Raw genomic sequence first — 23,568 nt, 5'->3', positions numbered from 1 at the left:
CATCCGGCAGGCAGATTCTACCCAATTACTTTATCAAAAAAATATTTCTTTCTTCTCCTTACAGAGTGAAAAAGGGTTTTCATGCTTTCTTTAAAAAAAACAAAAACACACAAAAAAAGACAAATATCAGTACAAATGAAAAACAGATTATTTACGATCGCCGCTTTGTTCACGTATCTTGGAATAAGCGCACAGGTAGGAATTAATACAAATCAGGGGCAGGCAACTCTTGATGTTGTAGGATTTCCTTCCAACACAAAAAAGTTAGATGGAATTATTGCACCCAGACTTACAGGAGATCAGTTAAGAGCCAAAACTTACACGTCTGCCCAAAGCGGAGCATTGGTATATGTGACCGCAGCGGATAGCAGTCCTGCTGGCCAAACAGTACATGTAAACGCTTCCGGTTACTATTATTTTGACGGTATGGTATGGTTGAGAAATTCTACTGGGGTCAATGGAGGAACAGTGACCAACTTTTCAGCTGGGGCTCTTAATCCATTATTTACAACATCCGTTTTGAATCCTTCCACAGCTCCGGCTTTGTCATTCAATTTATCTAATGCGCCAGCGAATACCATTTTTGGAAATAACGGTAGTTCTGCTGCTGCTCCGGGATATTTTTCGACAGGTTCTCTTTTGGTAAATGGAGATGTGGTGGGTGCCTTAGCAACTACAACCGTAGCTAAAATCAATGGTTCACCTCTGGGAAATACTGGCTCCGCGACCAATGGCCAGGTTTTAACATTCAATGGGACCAGTTGGGTTCCTTCCACCCCTATACCTCAGTCAGGAGACTGGAGGGTTAGTGGAAACTCAGACATTACTGCTGCCAATGTGAGTGCTTCAGTGGGAAGTGCAGCAAGTACAGTGACCAATCTTAAATATTTGGGAACTCAAAATGCCAATGATTTGGTTTTAGTGGCGAACGGAACTATTCGTGCAGTGATCAACAGTACCGACGGTTCTTTAACCGGTGGAGGAACGGATGGAGATTCTTATTTATCCTGGGGAAGCAAAAATACACTGACTAAATCTGCAACTTATAATAATGGAATTGTTTTAGGTTATAATAATACGCTGAATTCAAGTGGTCAGCCTTCCCATGCAACGACTGCAGTGGCTATTGGAAAAGGAAATACAATTAATCAGAACGGAACAGTGATTGGGTATGGGAACACAACTCTTGGAGGGTATGTTTTAGGAATTAATAATACAACACAGGGGGGCGTTACTATAGGAACCAAAAATAATTCCGGCGGAAATTTTAATATTATCGGACATGGTTTTAACTCAGGATCTTATCCGGTTAACAGTTTTGTAGGTCCGACAGGATCCAGTCCCGGATCTAATATTTACTCTAATAAATATCACATTTTTAACGCGCAGGATACCAGCACAGGAACTCCATTGACAGCATTTGTAGGGATCAACACATTATTAACAGCTGCTCAGGAGGCTGATCTTAAAGTGTCAAAAGCAGTACAGGTTATCGGAACTGTAGATACGGCAATGGTGTGCAATGGAACCAATGAGGGATCTATCAGATATGTTGTAACGGCTACCTCAGGTAATTTCCAGGGATGCAGAAAAACAGCGTCCGGTACCTGGAGCTGGGCTCAATTAAATAATTAAACAACACTTTATATAACAGAAAAATGAAACAAAAAATGACTAAAAAATTATTTCGGAAACTGACGGAATTAGTATTGATCCTTTTTTCGGCGGTCGTGATGGCACAGGGGTATACGCCTATACGTGGTATGGGGGTAGAAGCTAAGCCTGTCAACAATTCAGGTATATGTTTAGCCTGTTACAACGGAAACATGAATCCTGTAATAGATGCAAATCTTGATAACAGTGTAAGTTTGGGGAATTTTGCTTCTTTGGTGAGTGGTAATGGAATATCCGTAAAGAATACCAATACAATGTATCCTGCAGGGTATATTACAGGATTTAATGTGGATCTGGGGACTAGTTTTATCACGGTAGATCTCTTAAGCTCATTAAGAATCAGTACGTATAAGAATGGGGTACTTCAGGAATCTACGACCAGCGGGACACTTTTATCAGTGCCTGCGTTTGGAGGAAGCAAGAACCGGATTTTTCTTCATTTTAAAACAACCAGAGAGTTTAATGAGGTAAGGTTATATCAAACCAATGTGGTTTCTGTCTTTAGTGCGATGAATGTATATTATGCTTTTGCATTTGATCCTGCTAAAATGCCGGTTGATAACAATGGTATTTGTGATGATATCATTGCTGGAAGCGGTGTAGATGGTAATATATCTGGAAGCAGCAGTTTCCTTGCTCCGCTTTCTTATGTACAGAACAGAGAAAGAATAGGAGATGGAGATAAAAACTCTTATGGATCGATCGTTTTACCTGCAGGGCTTCTGGGGTCTTATTCAGTGGGTGTATTAGATAAAAATCAGGTGTATCCTGCCGGGAACAAAACAGGATTTGTAATCTCTCCTGATGACGAAGGAAAGCTGTTAAGTGCAGAATTTCTAAAAAATATAACAGTAGAAACTTACCTGTACGGTCAACTGCAGGATTCAAAAAGACTGTCAGATGGCGGTGGATTGATCAATATCAAAGTTTTAGGTTTTGGATCAGGAAAACAGAAAGTGGTGCTTACGTCTACAAAACCGTTTAATGAAGTGCGTTTAAAAATTACCCAGACATTAGGGGTTAATTTAGGATCGTTAAAAGTATATTATGCATTTGAAGAACCTGCATCATGCGACTGTAACGATAAGATTCAGACAAGCGGTTCTGCGATTGCCGGTAATTTGACTACGGGAATTAACTGGACTTCCGGTCCCGGACTGTTTGGTTTGATTTTAGCGAAAATGACAAATCCATCCAATATTGTTGATACCAATACCTCTAATTATGCGACTGCGACTATTCCTGCAGCATCATTTCTGAGTATTTTCTCAGCGTACGCGACAGTAGGTACGAATACTATGCTTCCAGCCAATACCTATGCCGGTTTTACATTAGAAAAATCAGCTAATCTGATCGGGGTGAGTGTTCTTGAAAATATTACGGTAACACTTTACAATAATAATACACAAACGGATACTTTTGTAAGTACAGGGAGTTTAATCAGTGGGAATTTTTTCACTACAGATTCCAATAAATTTTATGTAGGCGGGAAATCCACAAAACCTTTCAACCGTATAAAAGTTACTTTCTACAGCGGAACCGGAGTGCGTATTCCTCAGACCTATAATATCTACAATGCATTCGCAAGCAGAGATGATGATAATGATGGAGTCCCGAATTGTTTTGATCAGTGTCCTAACGGTAATGACAGTATTGATGCAAACGGTAACGGAATTCCTGACTGTGCAGAAGGATGTATTGCTGTAAATGACAAATCTCCTACGAGAGATTCTGATGGAGATGGAATTGCTGATGCGTGCGATGGTGACTCAGATGGTGATGGTATTTCGGATACTTCAGAGGAAGATACCAATAACAATGGAATTTATGAAGATGATGACGTGGATGGTGATCCTGCTGTCGTTGCTGTTTTAGGTGATGGTGTTGCCAATTACCTGGACCTGGATTCTGATAATGATGGTGTCTTGGATCTGTTTGAGTCCGGTATTCCAAATGCAGTGATCAACCAGATAGATACGGATCACAACGGAGTTATTGACAAAAACATTCCAGTTGGAAGCAATGGTATTGCCGATGTTTTGGAAACATCTCCGGATTCTGGGGTGATGAAATATGCAATCAAAGATACCGACGGAGATGGTAAACCTGATTTCCTTGATTTAACTTCAAATGGAATAAATTTCGATCTGTATGAAATCGGTAAGGGTAATCTGGATGCATTGGGGTATGGATTTATCTCTACGATCAGCGACTCCGATACAGATGGTATTCAGGCAGTTGTAGATACAGACCTTGTGAAGAGAGGATCACCGGATTCTCCACTTTCACCTTATGCTTCTCTATTAAAGAATGGACAGATGACATCTGCTGCAAAAGGAATCAAAGATTCTGATATTGCTGAAAAGGCTGGTGATATTAAAATATATCCTAATCCTGTAAAATCAGGCGAAAACCTGAATGTCAGATCTGAAGAGGGTGGCATTTATACTTTATTCTCTGCTCAGGGGCAGCTGGTAAAATCAGATAAGTTCTCTGGTAATGCTGAAATCAGCACGGCTTCATTACCGGCAGGTATTTATATTGTGAAAATAGAAACGAAATCAACAGTGAAATCTTATAAGATCATTGTAAAGTAATTTCCCATATTCTCTACAATTGAATGGCTGTCCGTAAAGACAGCCATTTTTATTTAAATAATTTTAACGTTCTCAAAATGAGGGGTTTTATTTGTCTATATAGATAAATTTTTGTACCTTTGTCCCTCTTTTGGCGCGAATAATTGTACGAAAATCTATAAAATATTGGAAATCAGCTCTTTCATGGAAAATAATGAAAGAGGTTTCTTGTGTATAGATACTGCGGCTCATTCTGCCTCAAAAGTAGTAAAAATATTTTGCATTACGCTGTGAAAAGATATACCAGCGTTGCAGTTAGGAATAAGATGATAAGAATAAAGAAAAAAGAGTAAAGACTATTTCTAATAGCGCCAAACATTTGAAGTCTTTTATCTTTTCTCCGTCAGCTTTTATTTTTTCTTGATATTTTTTAATGAATCAAAATATTTTTTAACCCTTTCTTAAAAGTTTTATGAGTAAAACAACAGCAACAACAAGGGGGAATCAGAGAATTAACTTCTCATCAGCTAAAGGAAAAATTATCACTCCTGACTTCCTGGACATCCAGTTAGAGTCTTTCAGAGATTTTTTCCAGCTTGATACCCTTCCAGAAGACAGAACAGACGAAGGTTTATACAGAACCTTCCAGGAAAACTTCCCAATTACCGATTCCAGAAATCAGTTTGTATTGGAATTCCTTGATTATCTGGTAGATTCTCCACGTTATTCAATTAACGAGTGTGTGGAAAGAGGATTGACGTATTCAGTTCCTCTTAAAGCAAGACTTAAATTGTATTGTACAGACCCTGAGCATGAGGATTTCCAAACTGTAGTTCAGGATGTGTATTTAGGCCCGGTTCCTTATATGACGCCTAGTGGATCTTTCATCATCAATGGTGCAGAGAGAGTTATTGTTACGCAGCTTCACCGTTCACCTGGTGTATTCTTCGGACAGACTTACCACGCAAACGGAACTAAACTGTACTATTCAAGAATTATCCCTTTCAAAGGATCTTGGATGGAATTTACAACAGATATCAACAGCGTAATGTACGCGTATATCGACCGTAAGAAAAAATTACCATTAACTACTCTGTTAAGAGCTATCGGTTATGAATCTGATAAGGATATCCTTCAGATCTTTGACCTTGCTGAAGAAGTGAAAGTTTCTAAAGCTGCCCTTAAAAAAGTGGAAGGAAGAACATTGGCTGCGAGAGTATTGAACACTTGGTTCGAGGATTTCGTAGACGAAGATACAGGGGAGGTAGTTTCTATCGAAAGAAACGAAATCATCCTGGACAGAGAAACGATTCTTGAAAAAGAACATTTAGATCTTATTCTTGATGCTGGTGTGAAATCTATCCTGATTCACAAAGAAAACAGCAATGAATTCTCTATCATTCAGAATACATTACAGAAAGACCCTACGAACTCTGAAAAAGAAGCAGTAGAGTATATCTACCGTCAGTTAAGAAACGCAGATCCACCCGATGAGGAAACAGCAAGAGGAATCATTGAAAAATTATTCTTCTCTGAGCAGAGATATTCACTTGGTGAAGTAGGACGTTACAGACTAAACAAAAAGTTAGGTCTTAATATTCCTACAACGACTGAGGTTCTTACAAAAGAAGATATCATTGCGATCGTAAGACACCTGATCGAATTGGTAAACTCTAAAGCAGAGGTTGATGATATTGACCACTTATCTAACAGAAGAATTAAAACTGTTGGAGAGCAATTAGCTGGACAGTTCGGTGTAGGTCTTTCAAGAATTGCAAGAACAATCAAGGAAAGAATGAACGTTAGAGATAACGAAATATTTACGCCACTTGATCTTGTAAATGCTAAGACATTAACATCAGTAATTAACTCGTTCTTCGGTACCAACCAGCTTTCTCAGTTCATGGACCAGACCAACCCACTATCAGAGATCACGCACAAGCGTAGACTTTCTGCACTAGGGCCTGGTGGTTTATCAAGAGAAAGAGCAGGTTTCGAGGTTCGTGACGTTCACCATACCCACTACGGAAGAATTTGTCCGATTGAAACTCCGGAAGGACCAAACATTGGTTTGATTTCATCTCTGGGGATCTATGCTAAAATCAATAGCTTAGGTTTCATCGAAACTCCATATAGAAAAGTAGAGAACAGTAAGATCGATCTTAATGCAGATCCTATCTATCTTAATGCAGAAGACGAAGAAGATAAAGTAATTGCTCAGGCTAACGTTGAATTGACGGATAGCGGAGAATTCTTAACAGACAGAATTATTGCAAGACTGGATGGTGATTACCCGGTAGTTGAGCCTTCTCAGGTGAATCTTATCGACGTTGCACCAAACCAGATCTCAGGTATTTCAGCTTCATTGATTCCATTCTTGGAACATGATGATGCAAACCGTGCATTGATGGGATCCAACATGATGCGTCAGGCAGTTCCTCTATTGAAGCCACAAGCTCCAATCGTTGGTACAGGTCTGGAACAGCAGGTTGCTAAAGATTCAAGAATCCTGATCAATGCTGAAGGTAGAGGTACTGTTGAGTATGTAGATGCTGATCAGATTACAATTAAATATGAAAGAAGTGATGACGAAGATTTAGTACAATTCGAGTCTGCTACGAAAACATATAAATTAACGAAGTTCAGAAAAACCAACCAGAGTACAACAATTACATTGAGACCAAACGTAAGAGTAGGGGAAACAGTGGAAAAAGGTCAGGTACTTTGCGACGGTTATGCTACTGAAAATGGAGAATTAGCTCTTGGTAGAAACTTAGTAGTAGCCTTCATGCCTTGGAAAGGATACAACTTTGAGGATGCAATCGTAATCAACGAAAAAGTTGTACGTGAAGACTGGTTTACTTCAATCCACGTAGATGAATATTCTCTTGAAGTTCGTGATACCAAATTAGGTATGGAAGAATTGACAGCTGATATTCCAAACGTTTCTGAAGAAGCTACCAAAGATCTTGATGAGAACGGTATGATCAGAATTGGTGCTGAAGTGAAGCCTGGAGATATTATGATCGGTAAGATCACTCCAAAAGGTGAATCTGATCCAACTCCTGAAGAAAAACTTCTTAGAGCAATCTTCGGTGACAAAGCTGGTGATGTTAAGGATGCTTCATTGAAAGCAGACTCTTCATTAAGAGGTGTTGTTATCAACAAAAAATTGTTCTCAAGAAACATTAAAGATAAAAAGAAGAGAACTGAAGAAAAACTTAAACTTGAAGAAATTGAAAACACTTACAAGGCTAAGTTTGATGAGTTAAGAAATACTTTAATTGAAAAATTAAACACACTGGTAGGTGGTAAAACTTCTCAGGGAGTTACCAACGATCTTGATGAGGAAATCATCGGTAAAGGTGTGAAATTCACTCACAAATTATTGACTTCAGTTGAAGATTATGTAAACGTAAGCGGTGCAGACTGGACAGTAGATAACGATAAGAATGAATTGGTTAAACAATTAATTCACAATTATAAAATCAAGTTCAACGATATCCAGGGAGTTAAAAACCGTGAGAAATTTGCTATTTCTATCGGAGATGAACTTCCGGCTGGTATCATGAAGTTGGCTAAGGTATATATCGCTAAGAAACGTAAGTTGAATGTAGGGGATAAAATGGCAGGACGTCACGGTAACAAAGGTATCGTTTCAAGAATCGTTCGTGAAGAAGATATGCCATTCCTTGAAGACGGAACACCGGTAGATATCGTATTGAATCCACTTGGGGTACCTTCTCGTATGAACATCGGACAGATTTATGAAACAGTTCTTGGATGGGCTGGTCAAAAATTAGGTATGACGTTCGCTACACCAATCTTTGACGGAGCTACTCTTGATCAGATTACGGAGTACACAGAGAAAGCAGGTCTTCCTAAATTCGGTAACACTCACCTTTATGATGGTGGTACCGGAGAAAGATTTACTCAGCCAGCTACAGTAGGTATTATCTATATGCTGAAACTGGGTCACATGGTTGATGATAAAATGCACGCACGTTCTATCGGTCCTTACTCATTGATTACTCAGCAGCCGTTAGGAGGTAAAGCTCAGTTCGGTGGTCAGAGATTTGGAGAGATGGAGGTTTGGGCTCTTGAGGCATTCGGAGCTTCTAACATCTTGAGAGAGATCTTGACAGTGAAGTCTGATGACGTGATTGGTAGAGCAAAAACTTATGAAGCAATTGCAAAAGGTGAATCAATGCCTGAACCAGGTATTCCTGAATCATTCAATGTATTACTTCATGAGTTACAAGGACTTGGACTTGATGTAAGACTTGAGGAATAATTTTAAATTTTGAGTGTTGAATTTTGAATCAATTCAGAATTTATAATCCAAAATTTATAATCCAAAATCTAAAATCTAAAAAATGTCAAATAAAAATAAATCAAGTAGATTTAATAAAATAACCATCGGTTTAGCTTCACCGGAATCGATTCTTCAGGAATCAAGAGGGGAAGTTTTAAAACCGGAAACTATTAACTACAGAACGCACAAACCTGAAAGAGACGGGTTGTTCTGTGAAAAAATCTTTGGTCCGGTAAAGGATTACGAATGTGCTTGTGGTAAATACAAGAGAATTCGTTACAAAGGGATCGTTTGTGACCGTTGTGGAGTAGAAGTTACTGAGAAAAAAGTAAGAAGAGAGAGAATCGGACACATCAATCTTGTTGTTCCTATCGCTCACATCTGGTATTTCCGTTCTTTACCAAACAAAATCGGTTACCTTTTAGGAATTCCCTCTAAGAAATTAGACATGATCATCTACTACGAAAGATATGTAGTGATTCAGCAGGGTATTGCTAAAAAATTAGACGGTTCGGATTTCGATAACATGGAATTCTTAACAGAAGAAGAGTACCTTGACATCATGGAAACTCTTCCTGTGGAAAACCAGTATCTTGATGATTCTGATCCAAACAAATTCATCGCCAGAATGGGTGCTGAAGCTGTTGAAGATCTGTTAAAAAGAATCAACCTTGATGCATTGTCTTTCGACTTAAGACACAAAGCTCACAATGAAGGTTCTAAGCAAAGAAGAACTGAAGCTCTGAAAAGATTGAACGTTGTAGAAGCATTAAGAGGTGCCAATACAAGAATGATCAACAGACCGGAGTGGATGATTATGCGTGTACTTCCTGTTATACCACCAGAACTAAGACCATTGGTTCCATTGGATGGAGGACGTTTCGCAACTTCTGACTTAAATGACCTTTACAGAAGAGTTATTATCAGAAACAACCGTCTGAAAAGACTATTGGAGATCAAAGCTCCGGAAGTAATCTTGAGAAATGAGAAGCGTATGCTTCAGGAATCAGTAGATTCATTATTCGATAATACAAGAAAATCTTCTGCTGTAAAATCTGAATCAAACAGACCATTGAAATCACTTTCAGATTCATTGAAAGGTAAGCAAGGTCGTTTCCGTCAGAACTTACTAGGGAAAAGGGTAGACTACTCTGCACGTTCCGTAATTGTTGTAGGTCCAAACTTACAGCTTCACGAATGTGGTATTCCTAAAGATATGGCAGCAGAACTTTACAAACCGTTCATCATCAGAAAACTGATCGAAAGAGGTATTGTAAAAACTGTGAAATCTGCAAAGAGAATCATCGACAGAAAAGAGCCTGTAGTATATGATATCCTTGAAAACGTGATGAAAGGTCACCCTGTTCTACTGAACAGAGCACCTACCCTTCACAGACTGGGTATTCAGGCATTCCAGCCTAAGATGATCGAAGGTAAAGCAATCCAGCTTCACCCGTTGGTAACAACAGCATTCAACGCCGATTTCGATGGTGACCAGATGGCAGTACACTTGCCGTTAGGCCCTGAGGCAATCCTTGAAGCTCAGTTATTGATGCTTGGTTCTCAGAACATCTTGAACCCTGCAAACGGTTCTCCTATTACTGTACCTTCTCAGGACATGGTACTTGGTCTGTATTTCATGACTAAAGAACTGAGCTCTACAGAAGATATGAAAGTGAAAGGTGAAGGCCTTGCATTCTATTCTCCGGAAGAAGCGGAAATCGCTTACGCTGAAGGAAGAGTATCTTTAAATGCTAAAGTAAGATGTAGACTGCCGGTTAAAGAAGACGGAGAATTGGTAACAAGACTTATCGAAACTTCTTTAGGTAGAATCCTATTCAACCAAATTGTACCAAAACAGTCAGGATACGTTAATGAACTATTGACGAAGAAATCACTGAGAAACATTATTGGTAGAGTTTTAGCGGATACTGATTTCCCTACAACAGTGAAGTTCCTTGATGCAATGAAGGACTTAGGGTATTCAAACGCATTCAAAGGAGGTCTTTCATTCTCACTTGGGGATATTGTAGTTCCTGTTGAGAAGAAAAAGATGATCGCTACATCAATTGAAACTGTTGATGAGATTAGAGCCAACTATAACATGGGTCTAATTACAGATACAGAACGTTATAACCAGGTAATCGACGTTTGGACAAATACCAACGCAGGATTAACTGAAATGATTATGAGCAGAATGAAATCTGACCAAGGTGGATTCAACTCTGTATATATGATGCTTGACTCTGGAGCGAGGGGTTCTAAAGAACAGATCCGTCAGTTATCAGGGATGAGAGGTTTGATGGCAAAACCGCAGAAAGCTGGTTCTACCGGTGCGGAGATCATCGAAAACCCGATCCTTGCAAACTTTAAGGAAGGTCTTTCGATCCTGGAGTACTTTATCTCTACCCACGGTGCCCGTAAGGGTCTTGCGGATACCGCACTTAAAACTGCCGATGCTGGTTACCTTACCAGAAGATTGGTAGACGTTGCTCAGGACGTTATCGTTACTGAAGACGACTGTGGTACTTTAAGAGGTACTGAAGTAACTGCACTTAAGAAAAATGACGAGATTGTTGAAAAAATCTCTGAAAGAATCTTAGGTAGAGTTTCTCTTCATAACATCTATGATCCGGAATCAGATGAATTAATCGCTGAAGCAGATCAGGTAATTAATGAAGTATTAGCTAAGAGAATCGAAGGAGCAGGTTTAGAATCTGTAGAAGTTCGTTCTCCACTTACTTGTGAAACCAAGAAAGGAATCTGTGCGAAGTGTTACGGTAGAAACCTGGCAACTGGTAAGATGATCCACATGGGTGAAGCAGTAGGAGTTATTGGTGCACAGTCAATTGGGGAACCAGGTACTCAGCTTACGTTGAGAACCTTCCACCAAGGGGGTACTGCAGGTAACGTATCAGAAAACCCATCTATCGTTGCAAGAAGAGACGGTATCGTTGAAATGGACGAAGTAAGAACAATTACTTCTGAAGATGAAAACGGTAAAACTGCTGAGGTAGTTGTTTCACGTTCAACAGAATTCAGATTGGTAGCGGATAACGAAACCAGAACACCATTGATGATTGCTAACGTACCTTACGGTTCTGAATTAGCAGTGAAGCCTGGTGATAAAGTGAAGAAAGGAGATGTGATCTGTAAGTGGGATCCGTATAACGCGGTAATCATTGCAGAAACTGCAGGTAAGGTTGAATATGAAGACATTATCCAGGGTATCTCATTCCAGCTTGAAATTGACGAACAGACAGGATTTGAAGAGAAAGTAATCTCTGAATCTAGAAATAAGAAAGCCGTACCTACTCTGAAGGTGGTAGATTCTAAAGGAGTTGAGCAGAAAGCATACAACTTACCGGTAGGAGCCCACTTAATGGTAAACGATGGTGAAAAAATTAAGGCTGGTAAAGTCTTGATCAAGATCCCAAGAAAATCTGCAAAAGCAGGGGATATCACCGGAGGTCTTCCGAGAGTTACCGAACTATTCGAAGCAAGAAACCCTTCAAACCCAGCGGTTGTTACTGAAATCGACGGGGTAGTTTCTTACGGAAAAATTAAGAGAGGTAACCGTGAATTGATCGTAGAAGCTAAAACTGGTGAAAGAAAGATTTACCTTGTAAAACTTTCCAACCAGATCCTTGTTCAGGAGAATGACTTCGTAAGAGCAGGAGCACCACTTTCTGACGGTTCTATTACACCGGATGATATCTTAAGAATCAAAGGTCCAACGGCGGTTCAGGAATATCTTGTAAATGAGATTCAGGAAGTTTACCGTCTTCAGGGGGTAAAAATCGACGATAAGCACTTCGAAATCATCGTAAGACAGATGATGACCAAAGTATCAATCGTAGATGGAGGTGATACTCAGTTCCTTGAAGGAGCTCTTGAGCATAAGTTTGACTTCCTGGAAGAAAACAACAGAGTATTCGGTCTTAAAGTAGTTGTGGAAGCTGGTGATTCTAAAGAATTCAAACCAGGTCAGATGATTACAGCAAGAGAATTAAGAGACGAAAACTCTAAACTGAAGCGTGAAGATCAAGCCTTGGTTGAAGTAAGAGAAGCACTTCCTGCTACAGCAACGCCTGTACTACAGGGGATTACAAGAGCGGCTCTTCAGACTAAGTCATTCATGTCTGCAGCATCGTTCCAGGAAACTACTAAAGTTCTTAACGAAGCAGCAGTAGCTGGTAAAGTTGACTTCTTAAGTGGTCTTAAAGAAAATGTAATTGTAGGACACAGAATTCCTGCAGGTACAGGTCTTAAAGAATATCAGAATGTAATTGTAGGTTCTAAGAAAGAATTCGAAGACCTTAACTAAAATTAATGATTTGAAATTTGAGGTTTGGATTTATTTTTATATTTTCACAATCTCAAATTTCGAATTTTAAAAACATATTTTATAACAATGGACAACAATCAAAATCCACAAGACGGAAACATCAACATCGAATTGAACGAAATGGTAGCTGCTGGAGTTTATGCTAACTTAGCATTGGTAAACCACTCTCCATCTGAGTTCGTAGTAGATTTCATCCAGTTAATGCCGGGGGTACAGCAGGCTAAAGTAAGATCAAGAATCATTCTTGCTCCACTTCACGCTAAAAGAGTATTATCTGCTCTTCAACAAAACATTGCTAACTATGAGCAGCAATTTGGAGAAATCAAAGAAGTTGAGCCTTTCGTATTAGGAGGTAACAACGTACAAGCATAAGATTTTTCTTACAATACATAAGAATGCCCCGGTTTTACCGGGGCATTTTTTTATGACATCAATGCTATATAAATTTAAAGTCAACGGATCACAGAATTTTACAGCCCAATCATACAAACATATAAGGTGAAAAAACTGCGAATATGTTTTTACTACAATTAAATTCTCACAGACATTAAGATTCTTTATTTAATATTTTAAACATTTAAAACCATTTTGATTGAAAAAATACTGACAAATTAATAGATTGTTAAATTTTAAATAAGGATAATCACTTAATGTTGTTTTTATGGTATGCAAATCCTTCAATTTTATATATTTGTTTGAAAATGATAAGCAGATATGGTTAATGATAAATTTATTCTAAATAAATTTGGGTTTTTAGGTGAAAATTTTTTAAACGAACTTCATGCAAATGCCGTTATAACATATATAAAGGCAAAAACCGAAATTATCAGAGAAGGACAAAAAAATAAGTATGTCCCTTTTCTGCTTAAAGGCTCTATAAGAGTTTTTACTCTTAATGATGGGAGAGAACTTATTTACTATTATATAAGGCCCAGCGACAGCTGTTTGATGACCTTCTCGTCGATCTTTACAGATTATACCAGCAGAGTCTATGCGGTTGCTGAAGAAGAGTCAGAAGTGATGCTAATACCAATCCCTGTCATCCATGAATGGCTGATTCGCTTTCCGGAGATCAACAGAGTATTCTACCATGAATATGATAAACGCTTCTCTGACGTTATGAACATGGTGAATGACGCTGTATTTCACAGACTGGATAAAAGGGTTTTGAATTATATAAAACAGCAGATTTTGGTAACCGGAAATAATCCTCTCAAAATTACTCATAGGGAAATAGCCAATAATTTGGGAACTTCAAGAGAAGTAGTCAGCAGAGTTTTGAAAAAAATTGAAAATGAAGGGGAAATTGTTCAGACCAAAGAAGGGATCAAAATTCCTGTAAATGAAAATGTTAGATCAGTGTAACATATCATGTTTTAATCATTTTATATTTATCATTGATAAAAACAATTTGTCCGGTGACTTTTATCACACATTTTTGACTTTATAACTCAATAAGTTTGTCATATCATAATTTAATTCAAATTGTATATGACAAAAACTCTCTTATTTTTGTCGGTATTGGCCTCAGGTCTTGCCTCAGCGCAGGAGGATCTGTTGAAAGATATTGACACACTCAAAACTAATCCGGAAGTATCACAACCTGCATTTAAAGCCCTGCAGATTGTCACAGGACAGTCCACAAAACTTTCTGCAAAAAAGGAATGGTATATCGTTGTAGCCCATCGTTTCGGGGATATCAGCACCGGATTCAAAAACTTTTTCGGTCTTGATGATGCATCCACCAAGCTGGGGGTGATCTACGGAGTTACTGACGGAATTTCAGTCAGCCTTTCCAGAGAAACCAATCTGAAAACATTCGAAGGCGCCGTCAAGTATAAACTTATAAAGCAGACCGAAACCAGTCCTGTCGATATCGTAGGCTATAATGTGATGGCTTTGAATACAGATCTGGATAAAGACAATTATCCTTATCTCAAATTCGGTGACAGACTTTCTTACCTTACCCAGGCTTTGATTTCAAGAAGATTCAATGATAAGTTTTCATTACAGTTCACGCCTTCATTCATTCATAAAAATCTTTATGATCCTGCCATTGAAGACAAAAACCAGTTTCTGACAGGATTGGGAGGACGTTATAAAATTTCCAAAAGAATTTCGATCAACGCAGAATATTTTGTGAATTTTGACAATCACAGTTTCTATAAAAATCCTTTGTCTTTAGGCATGGATATAGAAACCGGGGGACATGTGTTCCAGCTTTTATTTTCCAACTCCCAGATCAATTCGGATATCGGCTATCTCTCCAATGCAGTAGGAAAATGGGGAAAGGGACAGATATTTTTTGGGTTTAACCTTTACAGAGTTTTTTAAAATGAAAAAGATAATGTACTTATGGTCATCAGCAGTTTTGTTAATTGCCTGTGACAGCAGGACCTATGAAGAGATTTCGGATAATACACCCATTACGGTACCTGTGAGATACAATACTGAAGTGAAAACTATTGTGGATAATAACTGCCTCGGCTGCCATGGAGCAGGAAGCTTTAAACCATTGACGACTTACACAGATGTTAAAAATAACATCGAAGGCATTCTGGACCGGATACAGAGAGCCAATGGTGACCTGCAAAAAATGCCTCAGGGCGGATCCCTTTCACAGACCCAAATCAACACCTTCATCAAATGGAAAGCCGACGGGCTTACTGAAAATTAAAAAATATTGGATATGAAAAGATTAGTATTAATGAGTGCCGTATTGTTTTTCTCAGGCTTTGCTTCTGCCCAGAAATACAGTTCCAAAACAGGCAGTGTAACCTTTGAAGCATCCGTACCGCTTTTTGAAGATGTGTACGCGAAAGATGATAATAATGTCGTGATTCTGAATGCCGACAGCGGAGAAATGGCCTCTGTTTCAGTCGTGAAGAACTTCCATTTTAAAACCAAATTAATGGAAGAACATTTCAATGAAAGCTACGCAGAAACCGCAAAATATCCGAAAGCTACCTTTAAGGGCAAGATCATCAATTTCGACAAAACGAAACTGAGTACTTCTCCGCAGAAATATACCGTTCAGGGAACCCTTAATTTTCATGGAGTAGATAAAGCCGTTTCCTCTGCAGCTTCCGTTTATGCCAAAGATGGCAAGATTTATATGCAGGGAAGTTTTATGGCCAGACCTGTAGATCACAACGTGACTATTCCCAAAATGGTAACCAAAAAAGTCGCGGAAAATGTAAAAGTGGAATATAACTATGTAATGGTAAAGCAATGAGAAATGTCATCTTCATCATAAGTATATTCATGACCCTTTCTTTCATGACCGCTCAGGAAAAGGCAAAGTCCATATTTGATATTGCCAGAACCGGAACAGTAGCTGAAGTGAAAGATCTCATGAAACAGGATCCTGATATCATCAACAAAACCAATGAGAACGGCTTTTCACCGCTTATCCTGGCCTGTTACAGAGGGAACGTGGAAGTTGCTAAATTTTTAATGGATAACGTAAAAGATATCAATTATAAAAGTCAGGAAGGAACCGCACTAGCAGGACTTTCTGTAAAATATAATAAAGATCTGGTAACCTATTTATTAAATAAAAATGCCGATCCCAATATCACAGATTCTACCGGAGCCACACCCCTTTTTTGGGCCGTGAAATTCGGGAATAGAGAGCTGACAGAGCTGCTGATTAAACACAAAGCAGATCAATCTAAAAAAGATTCAATGGGAATGACCCCTTTTGAATATGCATTACAGACCAACAACAAAGACATCATCAACCTACTAAAAAATTAAAATGAAAAAAGTTTTACTAACATTCAGTTTAGCTCTTGCCAATCTGGTATGGGCACAGTTTTCGACAGGAACGGTCAATCTTCCGGCTGCCGGCATGACCGTAAAGATTGTAACAACGGCTACTCAGGTGACCCTTACTTTAACCGGTGACAGCAATTCGATGCTGGGAATAGGTTTTGGAGGAAACGGAGCAGATACAGGCGGAATGGCCAACGGATCAGATGGATTTATCTACAATTCAAATTCTGCCAGCAGAGATTTTACTTTTATTGGAATGACGACTCCGCCGGCAGATCCTGTACAGGACTGGACCGTTACCACTGATAATATTTCTGGAACTACAAGAACCGTCGTGGCAACCAGAAGCCTTACCGGGGGAGCAGGAGATCATGTGTTTACCAATGACGCTTCCACCATCAATGTATTCTATGCCCGAAGAGCAGGGAATCAGTTATTAGGTTACCATAACGCAGCCAGAGGATATGCTGCACTTACGAGAGGCGTACTGGGTACAAGTGAGACTGTTGCAGAAAGCAAGAAAGTGGGTCTTTATCCAAATCCTGCCAAAGAAAGAGTGAGCTTTAAAAATGCAGATAAAATAAAATCTATCGATATTTATGAAACTGCAGGCAGAAAGATCAGAACCGTGCAGCCTGACGGAGAAACCATAGAGGTCAGAGATCTGAAGCCGGGAATTTACTATTTGGAGATCACCTTAAAAGACGGGAGCCTTTCTTATGAAAAGCTGATCAAAGAATAAATTAACATACACTTAAAAAAGCTCTTGTAAATGCCTCTGTTTTCAGAGGCATTTGCTATATACGCCGCAATTTTAACAGGGCTGTCTGCTGAAGAGGGGTAATGGTTTTTATATCTTTGTTGCTAAGCAGTACACCATCGAAAAAGAATTGCAATCCGGTCAATAATTTTTTATACCCTATCACAATCAATATGAGAAAAGATTTAAAAGAAATAGCACATCAGTTCGCAAAGGCAACTGTTCTTAATGACTTTATAGAATACGGAGGCGTGGCAGCAGCGATAGAAACAGCCAAAGGAAATGTGTTTACAGGAATCAGCATTGATACCGTATGTTCTATGGGGTTCTGTGCAGAACACAGTGCGGTGGCTGAAATGTTGAAACATGGAGAGTCACATATTAAAGCGGTGGTAGCAGTTGGCAATGACGGCAATGCAGTTCCTCCATGTGGAAGATGCAGAGAACTGATGAGCCAGTTGTCTAAAGAAAATCTCAATGCAATAGTTGAGGTGAAGAACGGAATATTCTTAACCTTAAAAGAACTTTTACCCTATGACTGGAAAGAAGATCTTGATCGCAAATGGTAATCATTTATTTGGTAAATATTGAACAGTTAAAATTAATGTATGGAAATCAGAAATTTAAAAAATATTACTACAGAAGAACTCTTATCTGTGTTTAACAGGTCTTTTTCAGATTACGTCGTTCCCTTTCACCTTTCGCTGGAACAGCTTGAATTAAAAATCGAGGCAGAGGGTATTGACATGGAACTTTCCGCAGGTACATTCGAATCAGAAAAGCTGGTGGGGTTTATTCTAAGTGCAGAAAAGGAGGAAAATGGAAAACGAAGTATTTATAATGCAGGAACCGGCATTATTCCTGAATTCAGAGGGCATGGGCTGGTAAGAAAAATGTACGATGCGATGCTTCCGGTATTTAAAGAAAGAAAAGCAGATATCCTGATTCTCGAAGTAATTGTGGGAAATGATCCGGCTATAAGAGCCTATGAAAATTTGGGATTCAAGATCATGAGGAAACTTCTCTGTTTTAATGGAATTGTGAATGTTGAAAAACAGAATCCTGAAGTAGAAATAAAGGATATGGAAGATTTTCAGTGGGACCTGTTTCAGTCTTTTTGGGATATAGAGCCATCATGGCAGAGTTCAGTACCCGTTCTTGGCAAAATCAGAAAAGAATGCAGGATTCTGGGAGCCTATGTAAACGGACTGTTGGTGGGATATGTAATCTACAACCCCAAAGCAAGAAAAGTCTATCAGATTGCTGTCGATAAAAAATATAGAAAACAGGGAGTTGGAGCAGAGCTTTTCAGAAGGGTCGGGCATCTATTTGAAGGGCAGACGGTCTCTGTTAATAATGCTGAGGATACATCAGAGCATACTGCTGCTTTTCTGAAAACTGCAGCCGGCCTTGAAAACAGGGTGTCGCAGTTTGAAATGGAAAAGGAAATTTAAAAATGTAATCTGTTTTAATATACTTTTAATCTCAGAAACTTTTCCTGCACAGGGATAGGCCGTAACTTTGCCAAAAAATTTGATAATGAAGCGAGGAATACAAATTGTACTGCTGTTTTTTTCACTGGCAATATATGCCCAGCAAACCAATATAGATACAGCTCAGGTCGTGATACCCGGCCGTACCAACAGTAGTGAAGCCCAGGCTAAGCCTTATGTGATCATGATTTCCACAGACGGTTTCCGTTATGATTATGCTAAAAAATATAATGCGGAAAATTTACTGAAATTATCATCTGAAGGCATTCAGGCTGAAGCAATGATCCCGAGTTACCCAAGCATTACCTTTCCCAATCACTGGAGTCTGATCACAGGACTTTACCCTTCCCACCATGGTTTGATCGATAATTTCTTCTATGATTACAAAAGAAAAGAGACCTATGCCATGAGCAATAAAAAAAATGCTGAAGACGGAAGCTGGTATGGTGGAACTCCCCTTTGGGCGTTGGCAGAAAAACAGGGTATGGTTTCAGCTTCCCTGATGTGGGTAGGCTCTGCGAGTGATGCAGGGGGAATGAGACCTTCTTATTATTATCCTTATCACGAAAAATTTAAACCTTCAGAAAAAGTAGAAAAGGTTGTTAACTGGCTGAAACTTCCGGTAGAAACCAGACCTCATTTTATTTCGCTGTATTTTCCGGAAGTAGACGGAAGCGGACATCATTACGGTCCTGATACCCACGAAACAGAAACGGCTGTTCACCTGATTGATCAGGCAATAGGGGATTTAGTTCAGAAAGTAAAGGATTTAGGATTAAAAAATGTCAACTTTATTTTTGTTTCCGACCATGGAATGATCAAAGTAGACGGTGGAACTCCATTGGAGATACCAGCTGTACTTTTAGATAAAAACAGATTTGATTATTATAATTCCCAGACACTTCTCAGAGTTTATGTCAAAAATCCTGCTGAGGTTAAAGCAGTTTACAAACAACTGAAGTCCGGCAAAACAAATGACTACGAAGTCTATCTCGATAAAAAACTGCCTAAGTACCTGCATTTTGCCACTAGAGATGATAGATATGACAGAATAGGACAGATCCTGCTGATTCCGAAAGCCCCGAAAATATTTCTGGAAAAAGGAAAAAAAACATCTGTAGGAAAACACGGTTACAATCCCAAAATTGTCCCTGAAATGAAAGCTACTTTCTATGCGTGGGGACCTGAATTTAAAAGCAACATAGTTGTTGATGAATTTTCAAATGTTAACGTGTATCCTTTGGTGACAGAAATATTAGGTTTGAAAATCGAGCAGCCTGTTGATGGAAAATTGAAGGTCTTAAAGGAAATATTGAAAGAGAAGCAATAGGTTGAGTTTAAGATTCAGACTTAATTTTTGCTGAACACTTAACTGAGCGATTGATTTAAAGATAAAGTTTCGGCGCACCGCAGGTGCGCCGAAACTGTTTTATAGAAAAGCTGTTAATCAACAAGCTGGAAATTAATAGCAAAAAAATGCGGTACACGACACACAATTAGAGTCGAAGAACCCACGTTTAATTCGCGCGAGTTGAGGATTTTTAGCTTCTGATTCCAGTCTTGAACTTTTGATTCTTTTATTTCAAAACAAAAGTATTTGAAAATTTTAAGAATTAAATTTAGCAGAAAACTCTTTCGAAAACTCTTCTAATTTCGTCTTCCCATCAACAGAAGATCCATGCTCAATAAAGTCCTTCTGTACGACACCTGTTCTCACCCCTCTTCCCATTTCAGTATAAAGCTCGGCCATTTCCTGTGGAAGTCCAGCCTGAAGCATTCCATTTAATGAATCCGCATCCGAAAACTCTACCCATGGGAGTTCAGGTTTTCCAATAGCTGCACCAAAAACTTTGGCAAAATCAGCTGCTTTCCGGACATCGCTCACAATATATCTGATGTTTTTACCGACAGAAGTCTTAACCAGTTCTTCAGCTGCCGCCTGAGCAATGTCATTAGGGTGAACCAGCGGAATACTTATTTCTGCGGAATAATTTCCTCCGATAATTCCTGCACCTTTAACCAATGGAATATCATTAAAGAAATTAAAATAAAAATAACCAGCTCTCAGAAGAGTCACCGATGTATTGTCAAGTTCGGTATACAGCTTTTCAATATGATGAAGACTTTTAATAGGGCCGTTTTCTACCGGAGATTCTGCTCCGATACTGCTTAGCATAACCAGTCTTTTGACATTATTTATTTTAACAGCTTCCGCATAGTTTTTTCCTGCATTTACTGTATTTTCAACAATATTTACACCACCCATATTAGGAGGTGTCATCGCAAAAACAGCATCAGCACCTTCAAAAGTTTTAACTAAAAAATCTAAATCCGTGATGGAACCTATTGCAGCTTTAGCTCCTGTTGATTCTATTTCGTTGACCTTTGATTCATTGCTGCTGACAACAGTGATGTCGTGTCCTTCTGCAGCTAACTGCTCTGTTAAAGGCTTTGCTACATTTCCCAATGAACCCGTGATGATAATTTTCATAATAAATATTTTTTTATTCTGATAACAAAGGTATATTTGTACTTACTTTTATACAAGTACTTACCCTAAAGTATGTATCATTATGACAGCCATTAAAGAAAGCTCTACCATTCAGCAGAACAAAAAATATGCACTGGACAAGTGTCCGGTTACCTATGTTATGGAAAAGATTGGGGGGTACTGGAAGCCGATTATTCTGTATCAGCTCTCCAACGGTGATAAAAGATATAGCGAACTTAAGCGCGCTATTCCTGCCGTAACCGAAAAAGTACTCATTCAGCACCTGAAACAGCTGGAAGCAGACGGACTGGTCATCAGAACCGCAAAACCTGTAGTTCCACCTCATGTTACCTACAAACTAAGTAATGCAGGAACCGGCCTGATCCCCGTGATTGCTGCTTTAGCTGACTGGGCGTTCCTTGATATGAAAGGGGAGTATAAATGATTTTCTTTGTAAAATGTATTCACGATGGGGAAGTATATTAAAACAGAAAAGACTGCCCAAAGACAGTCTTTCCATTACAATATACGAGTCATTACAAAGATTGCATATCAATGACAAAACGGTATTTCACATCGCTCTTAAGCATTCTTTCATAGGCATGGTTGATATCCTCCATTTTGATCAGCTCAATATCTGAAACGATATTATGCTTTCCACAGAAATCAAGCAATTCCTGAGTTTCAGCAATACCGCCAATCAAAGATCCCGCTACAGAACGGCGTTGGAAAATCATTGGTCTGGTACTTACCTCAGTTTCGCTGAATTCACCTACAAAACCTACCAGAACTAAAGTTCCGTTAAGGGTAAGCGTCTGCATATAAGGATTGACGTCATGCTCATAAGGAACCGTATCAATGATAAGATCAAATTTTCCTTTTACGGTGTCCATTTGTGAATCGTCGGTAGAAATCACAACGTGATCAGCTCCCAGTTGTTTTGCATCTTCCGTTTTTCCCGGAGTTCTTGAGAACAGAGTAACTTCAGCACCCAGGCCTTTGGCTAATTTGATCGCCATATGTCCCAGTCCGCCTAGTCCTACAACCGCGACTTTAGAATCAGGTCCTACGTTCCAGTGTCTTAATGGAGACCATGTTGTAATACCTGCACAAAGAAGAGGTGCTACTGCGGCCAGATCCAAATTTTCAGGTACGCTTAAAACGAAATGTTCATCAACAACCACTTTCTGAGAGTATCCTCCAAAAGTATGGCCACCCAAATGTTTGTCTTTACCGTTGTAGGTTCCTGTAAATCCGTTTAAGCAATATTGCTCAAGGTCCTGTTTGCAGCTGTCGCAGTGTCCGCACGAGTCTACCATACATCCTACTGCAGCAAGGTCACCAACTTTAAATTTGGATACATCACTTCCTACACGGGTAATTCTGCCGACAATTTCATGTCCGGGAACTACAGGATACAAAGATCCGCCCCAGTCATTTCTTGCGGTATGAAGGTCAGAGTGGCATACTCCGCAGTATAGAATTTCAATTTCTACATCTTTTGGAGTGGTTTCTCTTCTTTCAATATTCATTTCTTTCAGGTCTGCCGTTGTAGACTCAGCTCCGTAGGCTTTTACTGTTAATGTGCTCATTGGTTTATTTGATTTAAGTTAGTAAGTTCCAGTTATAAATTCTTGTATTCTTCATCGGTTACAGGTTCCATCCATTCCACAATGCCATTTTGAGTATTGGGATTAATGGCAATATGTGTGAATTCACTGTCAGGGCCTGCACCATGCCAATGGATAACATCAGGAAGAATATTCACAACATCTCCTGCCTGTAAAACCTGTGCCGGCTTTCCTTTTTCCTGATAAAATCCTGTTCCTGAAGTTACAATTAAAATCTGTCCGCCACCGTGAGAATGCCAGTTATTTCTGCATCCGGGTTCGAAAATAACGTTTCCGATCTGGCAGTTCAGGTCATCTTCATTAGGTTTTAAGATCTGTACCCAGGCTGTTCCTCCCGAAAAATAAGCCTCAGGGGCTTTTTCTCCTTTAGGGAAAATGTTTGTATTAAATGTTTTCATAACAGTACAAAAGTCGATACTTTTAGATAAACACAACTTATACAGATTACCGAAATACTTACCAATTTTACAGACCCTGTAAAAGGTACGTGGGAAAGTGGTAAT

The 23,568-nt window shown here is 39.1% G+C and carries 18 protein-coding genes; 15 read left to right on the top strand and 3 right to left on the bottom strand.

Annotation, left to right across the window (positions count from 1 at the left end; all coding sequences use genetic code 11):
• The first annotated feature begins 135 nt into the window (after positions 1–135).
• From IW16_RS27015 to IW16_RS21800, 14 genes are all read left to right on the top strand, one after another.
• Positions 136–1,635: a hypothetical protein gene (locus tag IW16_RS27015; protein ID WP_228376978.1), complete on the top strand. Its 1,500-nt coding sequence runs from the start codon at positions 136–138 to the stop codon at positions 1,633–1,635.
• Between the two features lie 35 nt (positions 1,636–1,670).
• Positions 1,671–4,271, top strand: coding sequence for a T9SS type A sorting domain-containing protein (locus IW16_RS21860; RefSeq protein ID WP_165572020.1), 2,601 nt, complete (start codon positions 1,671–1,673; stop codon positions 4,269–4,271).
• Between the two features lie 451 nt (positions 4,272–4,722).
• Entirely contained in the window at positions 4,723–8,544 is a 3,822-nt protein-coding gene (gene rpoB / locus IW16_RS21855) for a DNA-directed RNA polymerase subunit beta (RefSeq protein ID WP_034749641.1), read from the top strand.
• 82 nt (positions 8,545–8,626) lie between these two features.
• Positions 8,627–12,892, top strand: coding sequence for a DNA-directed RNA polymerase subunit beta' (gene rpoC / locus IW16_RS21850; protein WP_034749639.1), 4,266 nt, complete (start codon positions 8,627–8,629; stop codon positions 12,890–12,892).
• Positions 12,893–12,979: 87 nt separating this feature from the next.
• The gene (locus IW16_RS21845; RefSeq protein ID WP_034723398.1) at positions 12,980–13,285 is read left to right on the top strand and encodes a DUF3467 domain-containing protein; all 306 of its coding nucleotides are present in this window, start codon (positions 12,980–12,982) and stop codon (positions 13,283–13,285) included.
• Positions 13,286–13,627: 342 nt separating this feature from the next.
• Entirely contained in the window at positions 13,628–14,278 is a 651-nt protein-coding gene (locus tag IW16_RS21840) for a Crp/Fnr family transcriptional regulator (protein ID WP_034749636.1), read from the top strand.
• 126 nt (positions 14,279–14,404) lie between these two features.
• Positions 14,405–15,247 (top strand): DUF5777 family beta-barrel protein, encoded by an 843-nt coding sequence (locus IW16_RS21835; protein WP_034749632.1) that lies wholly within the window; start codon positions 14,405–14,407, stop codon positions 15,245–15,247.
• A gap of 1 nt (position 15,248) precedes the next feature.
• The gene (locus tag IW16_RS21830) at positions 15,249–15,590 is read left to right on the top strand and encodes a c-type cytochrome (RefSeq protein ID WP_034749630.1); all 342 of its coding nucleotides are present in this window, start codon (positions 15,249–15,251) and stop codon (positions 15,588–15,590) included.
• A 12-nt stretch (positions 15,591–15,602) separates the two neighbouring features.
• Positions 15,603–16,148 (top strand): YceI family protein, encoded by a 546-nt coding sequence (locus IW16_RS21825; protein ID WP_034749628.1) that lies wholly within the window; start codon positions 15,603–15,605, stop codon positions 16,146–16,148.
• The gene (locus IW16_RS21820; protein WP_034749625.1) at positions 16,145–16,672 is read left to right on the top strand and encodes an ankyrin repeat domain-containing protein; all 528 of its coding nucleotides are present in this window, start codon (positions 16,145–16,147) and stop codon (positions 16,670–16,672) included. Before IW16_RS21825 ends, IW16_RS21820 begins: the two co-directional genes overlap by 4 nt.
• Before the next feature lies 1 nt (position 16,673).
• Entirely contained in the window at positions 16,674–17,432 is a 759-nt protein-coding gene (locus IW16_RS21815; protein ID WP_034749622.1) for a T9SS type A sorting domain-containing protein, read from the top strand.
• 191 nt (positions 17,433–17,623) lie between these two features.
• The gene (locus IW16_RS21810; RefSeq protein WP_034749619.1) at positions 17,624–18,019 is read left to right on the top strand and encodes a cytidine deaminase family protein; all 396 of its coding nucleotides are present in this window, start codon (positions 17,624–17,626) and stop codon (positions 18,017–18,019) included.
• 39 nt (positions 18,020–18,058) lie between these two features.
• A complete protein-coding gene (locus IW16_RS21805) occupies positions 18,059–18,904 on the top strand; it encodes a GNAT family N-acetyltransferase (protein WP_034749616.1) in 846 nt (281 codons plus the stop codon).
• A gap of 85 nt (positions 18,905–18,989) precedes the next feature.
• A complete protein-coding gene (locus tag IW16_RS21800; RefSeq protein WP_034749613.1) occupies positions 18,990–20,273 on the top strand; it encodes an alkaline phosphatase family protein in 1,284 nt (427 codons plus the stop codon).
• A gap of 276 nt (positions 20,274–20,549) precedes the next feature.
• Here IW16_RS21800 and IW16_RS21795 read toward each other — a convergent pair whose 3' ends face one another.
• Positions 20,550–21,434, bottom strand: a complete 885-nt coding sequence (locus tag IW16_RS21795) for an NAD(P)H-binding protein (RefSeq protein WP_034749609.1) — start codon at positions 21,432–21,434, stop codon at positions 20,550–20,552.
• 82 nt (positions 21,435–21,516) lie between these two features.
• Between IW16_RS21795 and IW16_RS21790 the strand changes: the two genes are divergently transcribed.
• Entirely contained in the window at positions 21,517–21,879 is a 363-nt protein-coding gene (locus tag IW16_RS21790; protein ID WP_034749606.1) for a winged helix-turn-helix transcriptional regulator, read from the top strand.
• Positions 21,880–21,970: 91 nt separating this feature from the next.
• On the opposite strand, the gene IW16_RS21785 is transcribed toward IW16_RS21790, so the two are convergent.
• Positions 21,971–23,026, bottom strand: coding sequence for an NAD(P)-dependent alcohol dehydrogenase (locus IW16_RS21785; protein ID WP_034749603.1), 1,056 nt, complete (start codon positions 23,024–23,026; stop codon positions 21,971–21,973).
• Between the two features lie 32 nt (positions 23,027–23,058).
• The gene (locus IW16_RS21780) at positions 23,059–23,463 is read right to left on the bottom strand and encodes a cupin domain-containing protein (RefSeq protein ID WP_034749600.1); all 405 of its coding nucleotides are present in this window, start codon (positions 23,461–23,463) and stop codon (positions 23,059–23,061) included.
• Positions 23,464–23,568: the final 105 nt, after the last annotated feature.

The sequence above is a fragment of the Chryseobacterium vrystaatense genome (genome assembly GCF_000737765.1).
GTDB classification, from domain to species: domain Bacteria; phylum Bacteroidota; class Bacteroidia; order Flavobacteriales; family Weeksellaceae; genus Chryseobacterium; species Chryseobacterium vrystaatense.
The sequence above is the reverse complement of the archived record's forward strand: the minus strand, read 5'-3'. Positions and strand labels throughout refer to the sequence as shown.

Coding starts and splice junctions, on each gene's coding strand:
- IW16_RS27015 (WP_228376978.1), top strand. CDS start 136: ATGAAAAACAGATTATTTACGATCGCCGCTTTGTTCACGTATCTTGGA.
- IW16_RS21860 (WP_165572020.1), top strand. CDS start 1,671: ATGACTAAAAAATTATTTCGGAAACTGACGGAATTAGTATTGATCCTT.
- rpoB (WP_034749641.1), top strand. CDS start 4,723: ATGAGTAAAACAACAGCAACAACAAGGGGGAATCAGAGAATTAACTTC.
- rpoC (WP_034749639.1), top strand. CDS start 8,627: ATGTCAAATAAAAATAAATCAAGTAGATTTAATAAAATAACCATCGGT.
- IW16_RS21845 (WP_034723398.1), top strand. CDS start 12,980: ATGGACAACAATCAAAATCCACAAGACGGAAACATCAACATCGAATTG.
- IW16_RS21840 (WP_034749636.1), top strand. CDS start 13,628: ATGGTTAATGATAAATTTATTCTAAATAAATTTGGGTTTTTAGGTGAA.
- IW16_RS21835 (WP_034749632.1), top strand. CDS start 14,405: ATGACAAAAACTCTCTTATTTTTGTCGGTATTGGCCTCAGGTCTTGCC.
- IW16_RS21830 (WP_034749630.1), top strand. CDS start 15,249: ATGAAAAAGATAATGTACTTATGGTCATCAGCAGTTTTGTTAATTGCC.
- IW16_RS21825 (WP_034749628.1), top strand. CDS start 15,603: ATGAAAAGATTAGTATTAATGAGTGCCGTATTGTTTTTCTCAGGCTTT.
- IW16_RS21820 (WP_034749625.1), top strand. CDS start 16,145: ATGAGAAATGTCATCTTCATCATAAGTATATTCATGACCCTTTCTTTC.
- IW16_RS21815 (WP_034749622.1), top strand. CDS start 16,674: ATGAAAAAAGTTTTACTAACATTCAGTTTAGCTCTTGCCAATCTGGTA.
- IW16_RS21810 (WP_034749619.1), top strand. CDS start 17,624: ATGAGAAAAGATTTAAAAGAAATAGCACATCAGTTCGCAAAGGCAACT.
- IW16_RS21805 (WP_034749616.1), top strand. CDS start 18,059: ATGGAAATCAGAAATTTAAAAAATATTACTACAGAAGAACTCTTATCT.
- IW16_RS21800 (WP_034749613.1), top strand. CDS start 18,990: ATGAAGCGAGGAATACAAATTGTACTGCTGTTTTTTTCACTGGCAATA.
- IW16_RS21795 (WP_034749609.1), bottom strand. CDS start 21,434: ATGAAAATTATCATCACGGGTTCATTGGGAAATGTAGCAAAGCCTTTA.
- IW16_RS21790 (WP_034749606.1), top strand. CDS start 21,517: ATGACAGCCATTAAAGAAAGCTCTACCATTCAGCAGAACAAAAAATAT.
- IW16_RS21785 (WP_034749603.1), bottom strand. CDS start 23,026: ATGAGCACATTAACAGTAAAAGCCTACGGAGCTGAGTCTACAACGGCA.
- IW16_RS21780 (WP_034749600.1), bottom strand. CDS start 23,463: ATGAAAACATTTAATACAAACATTTTCCCTAAAGGAGAAAAAGCCCCT.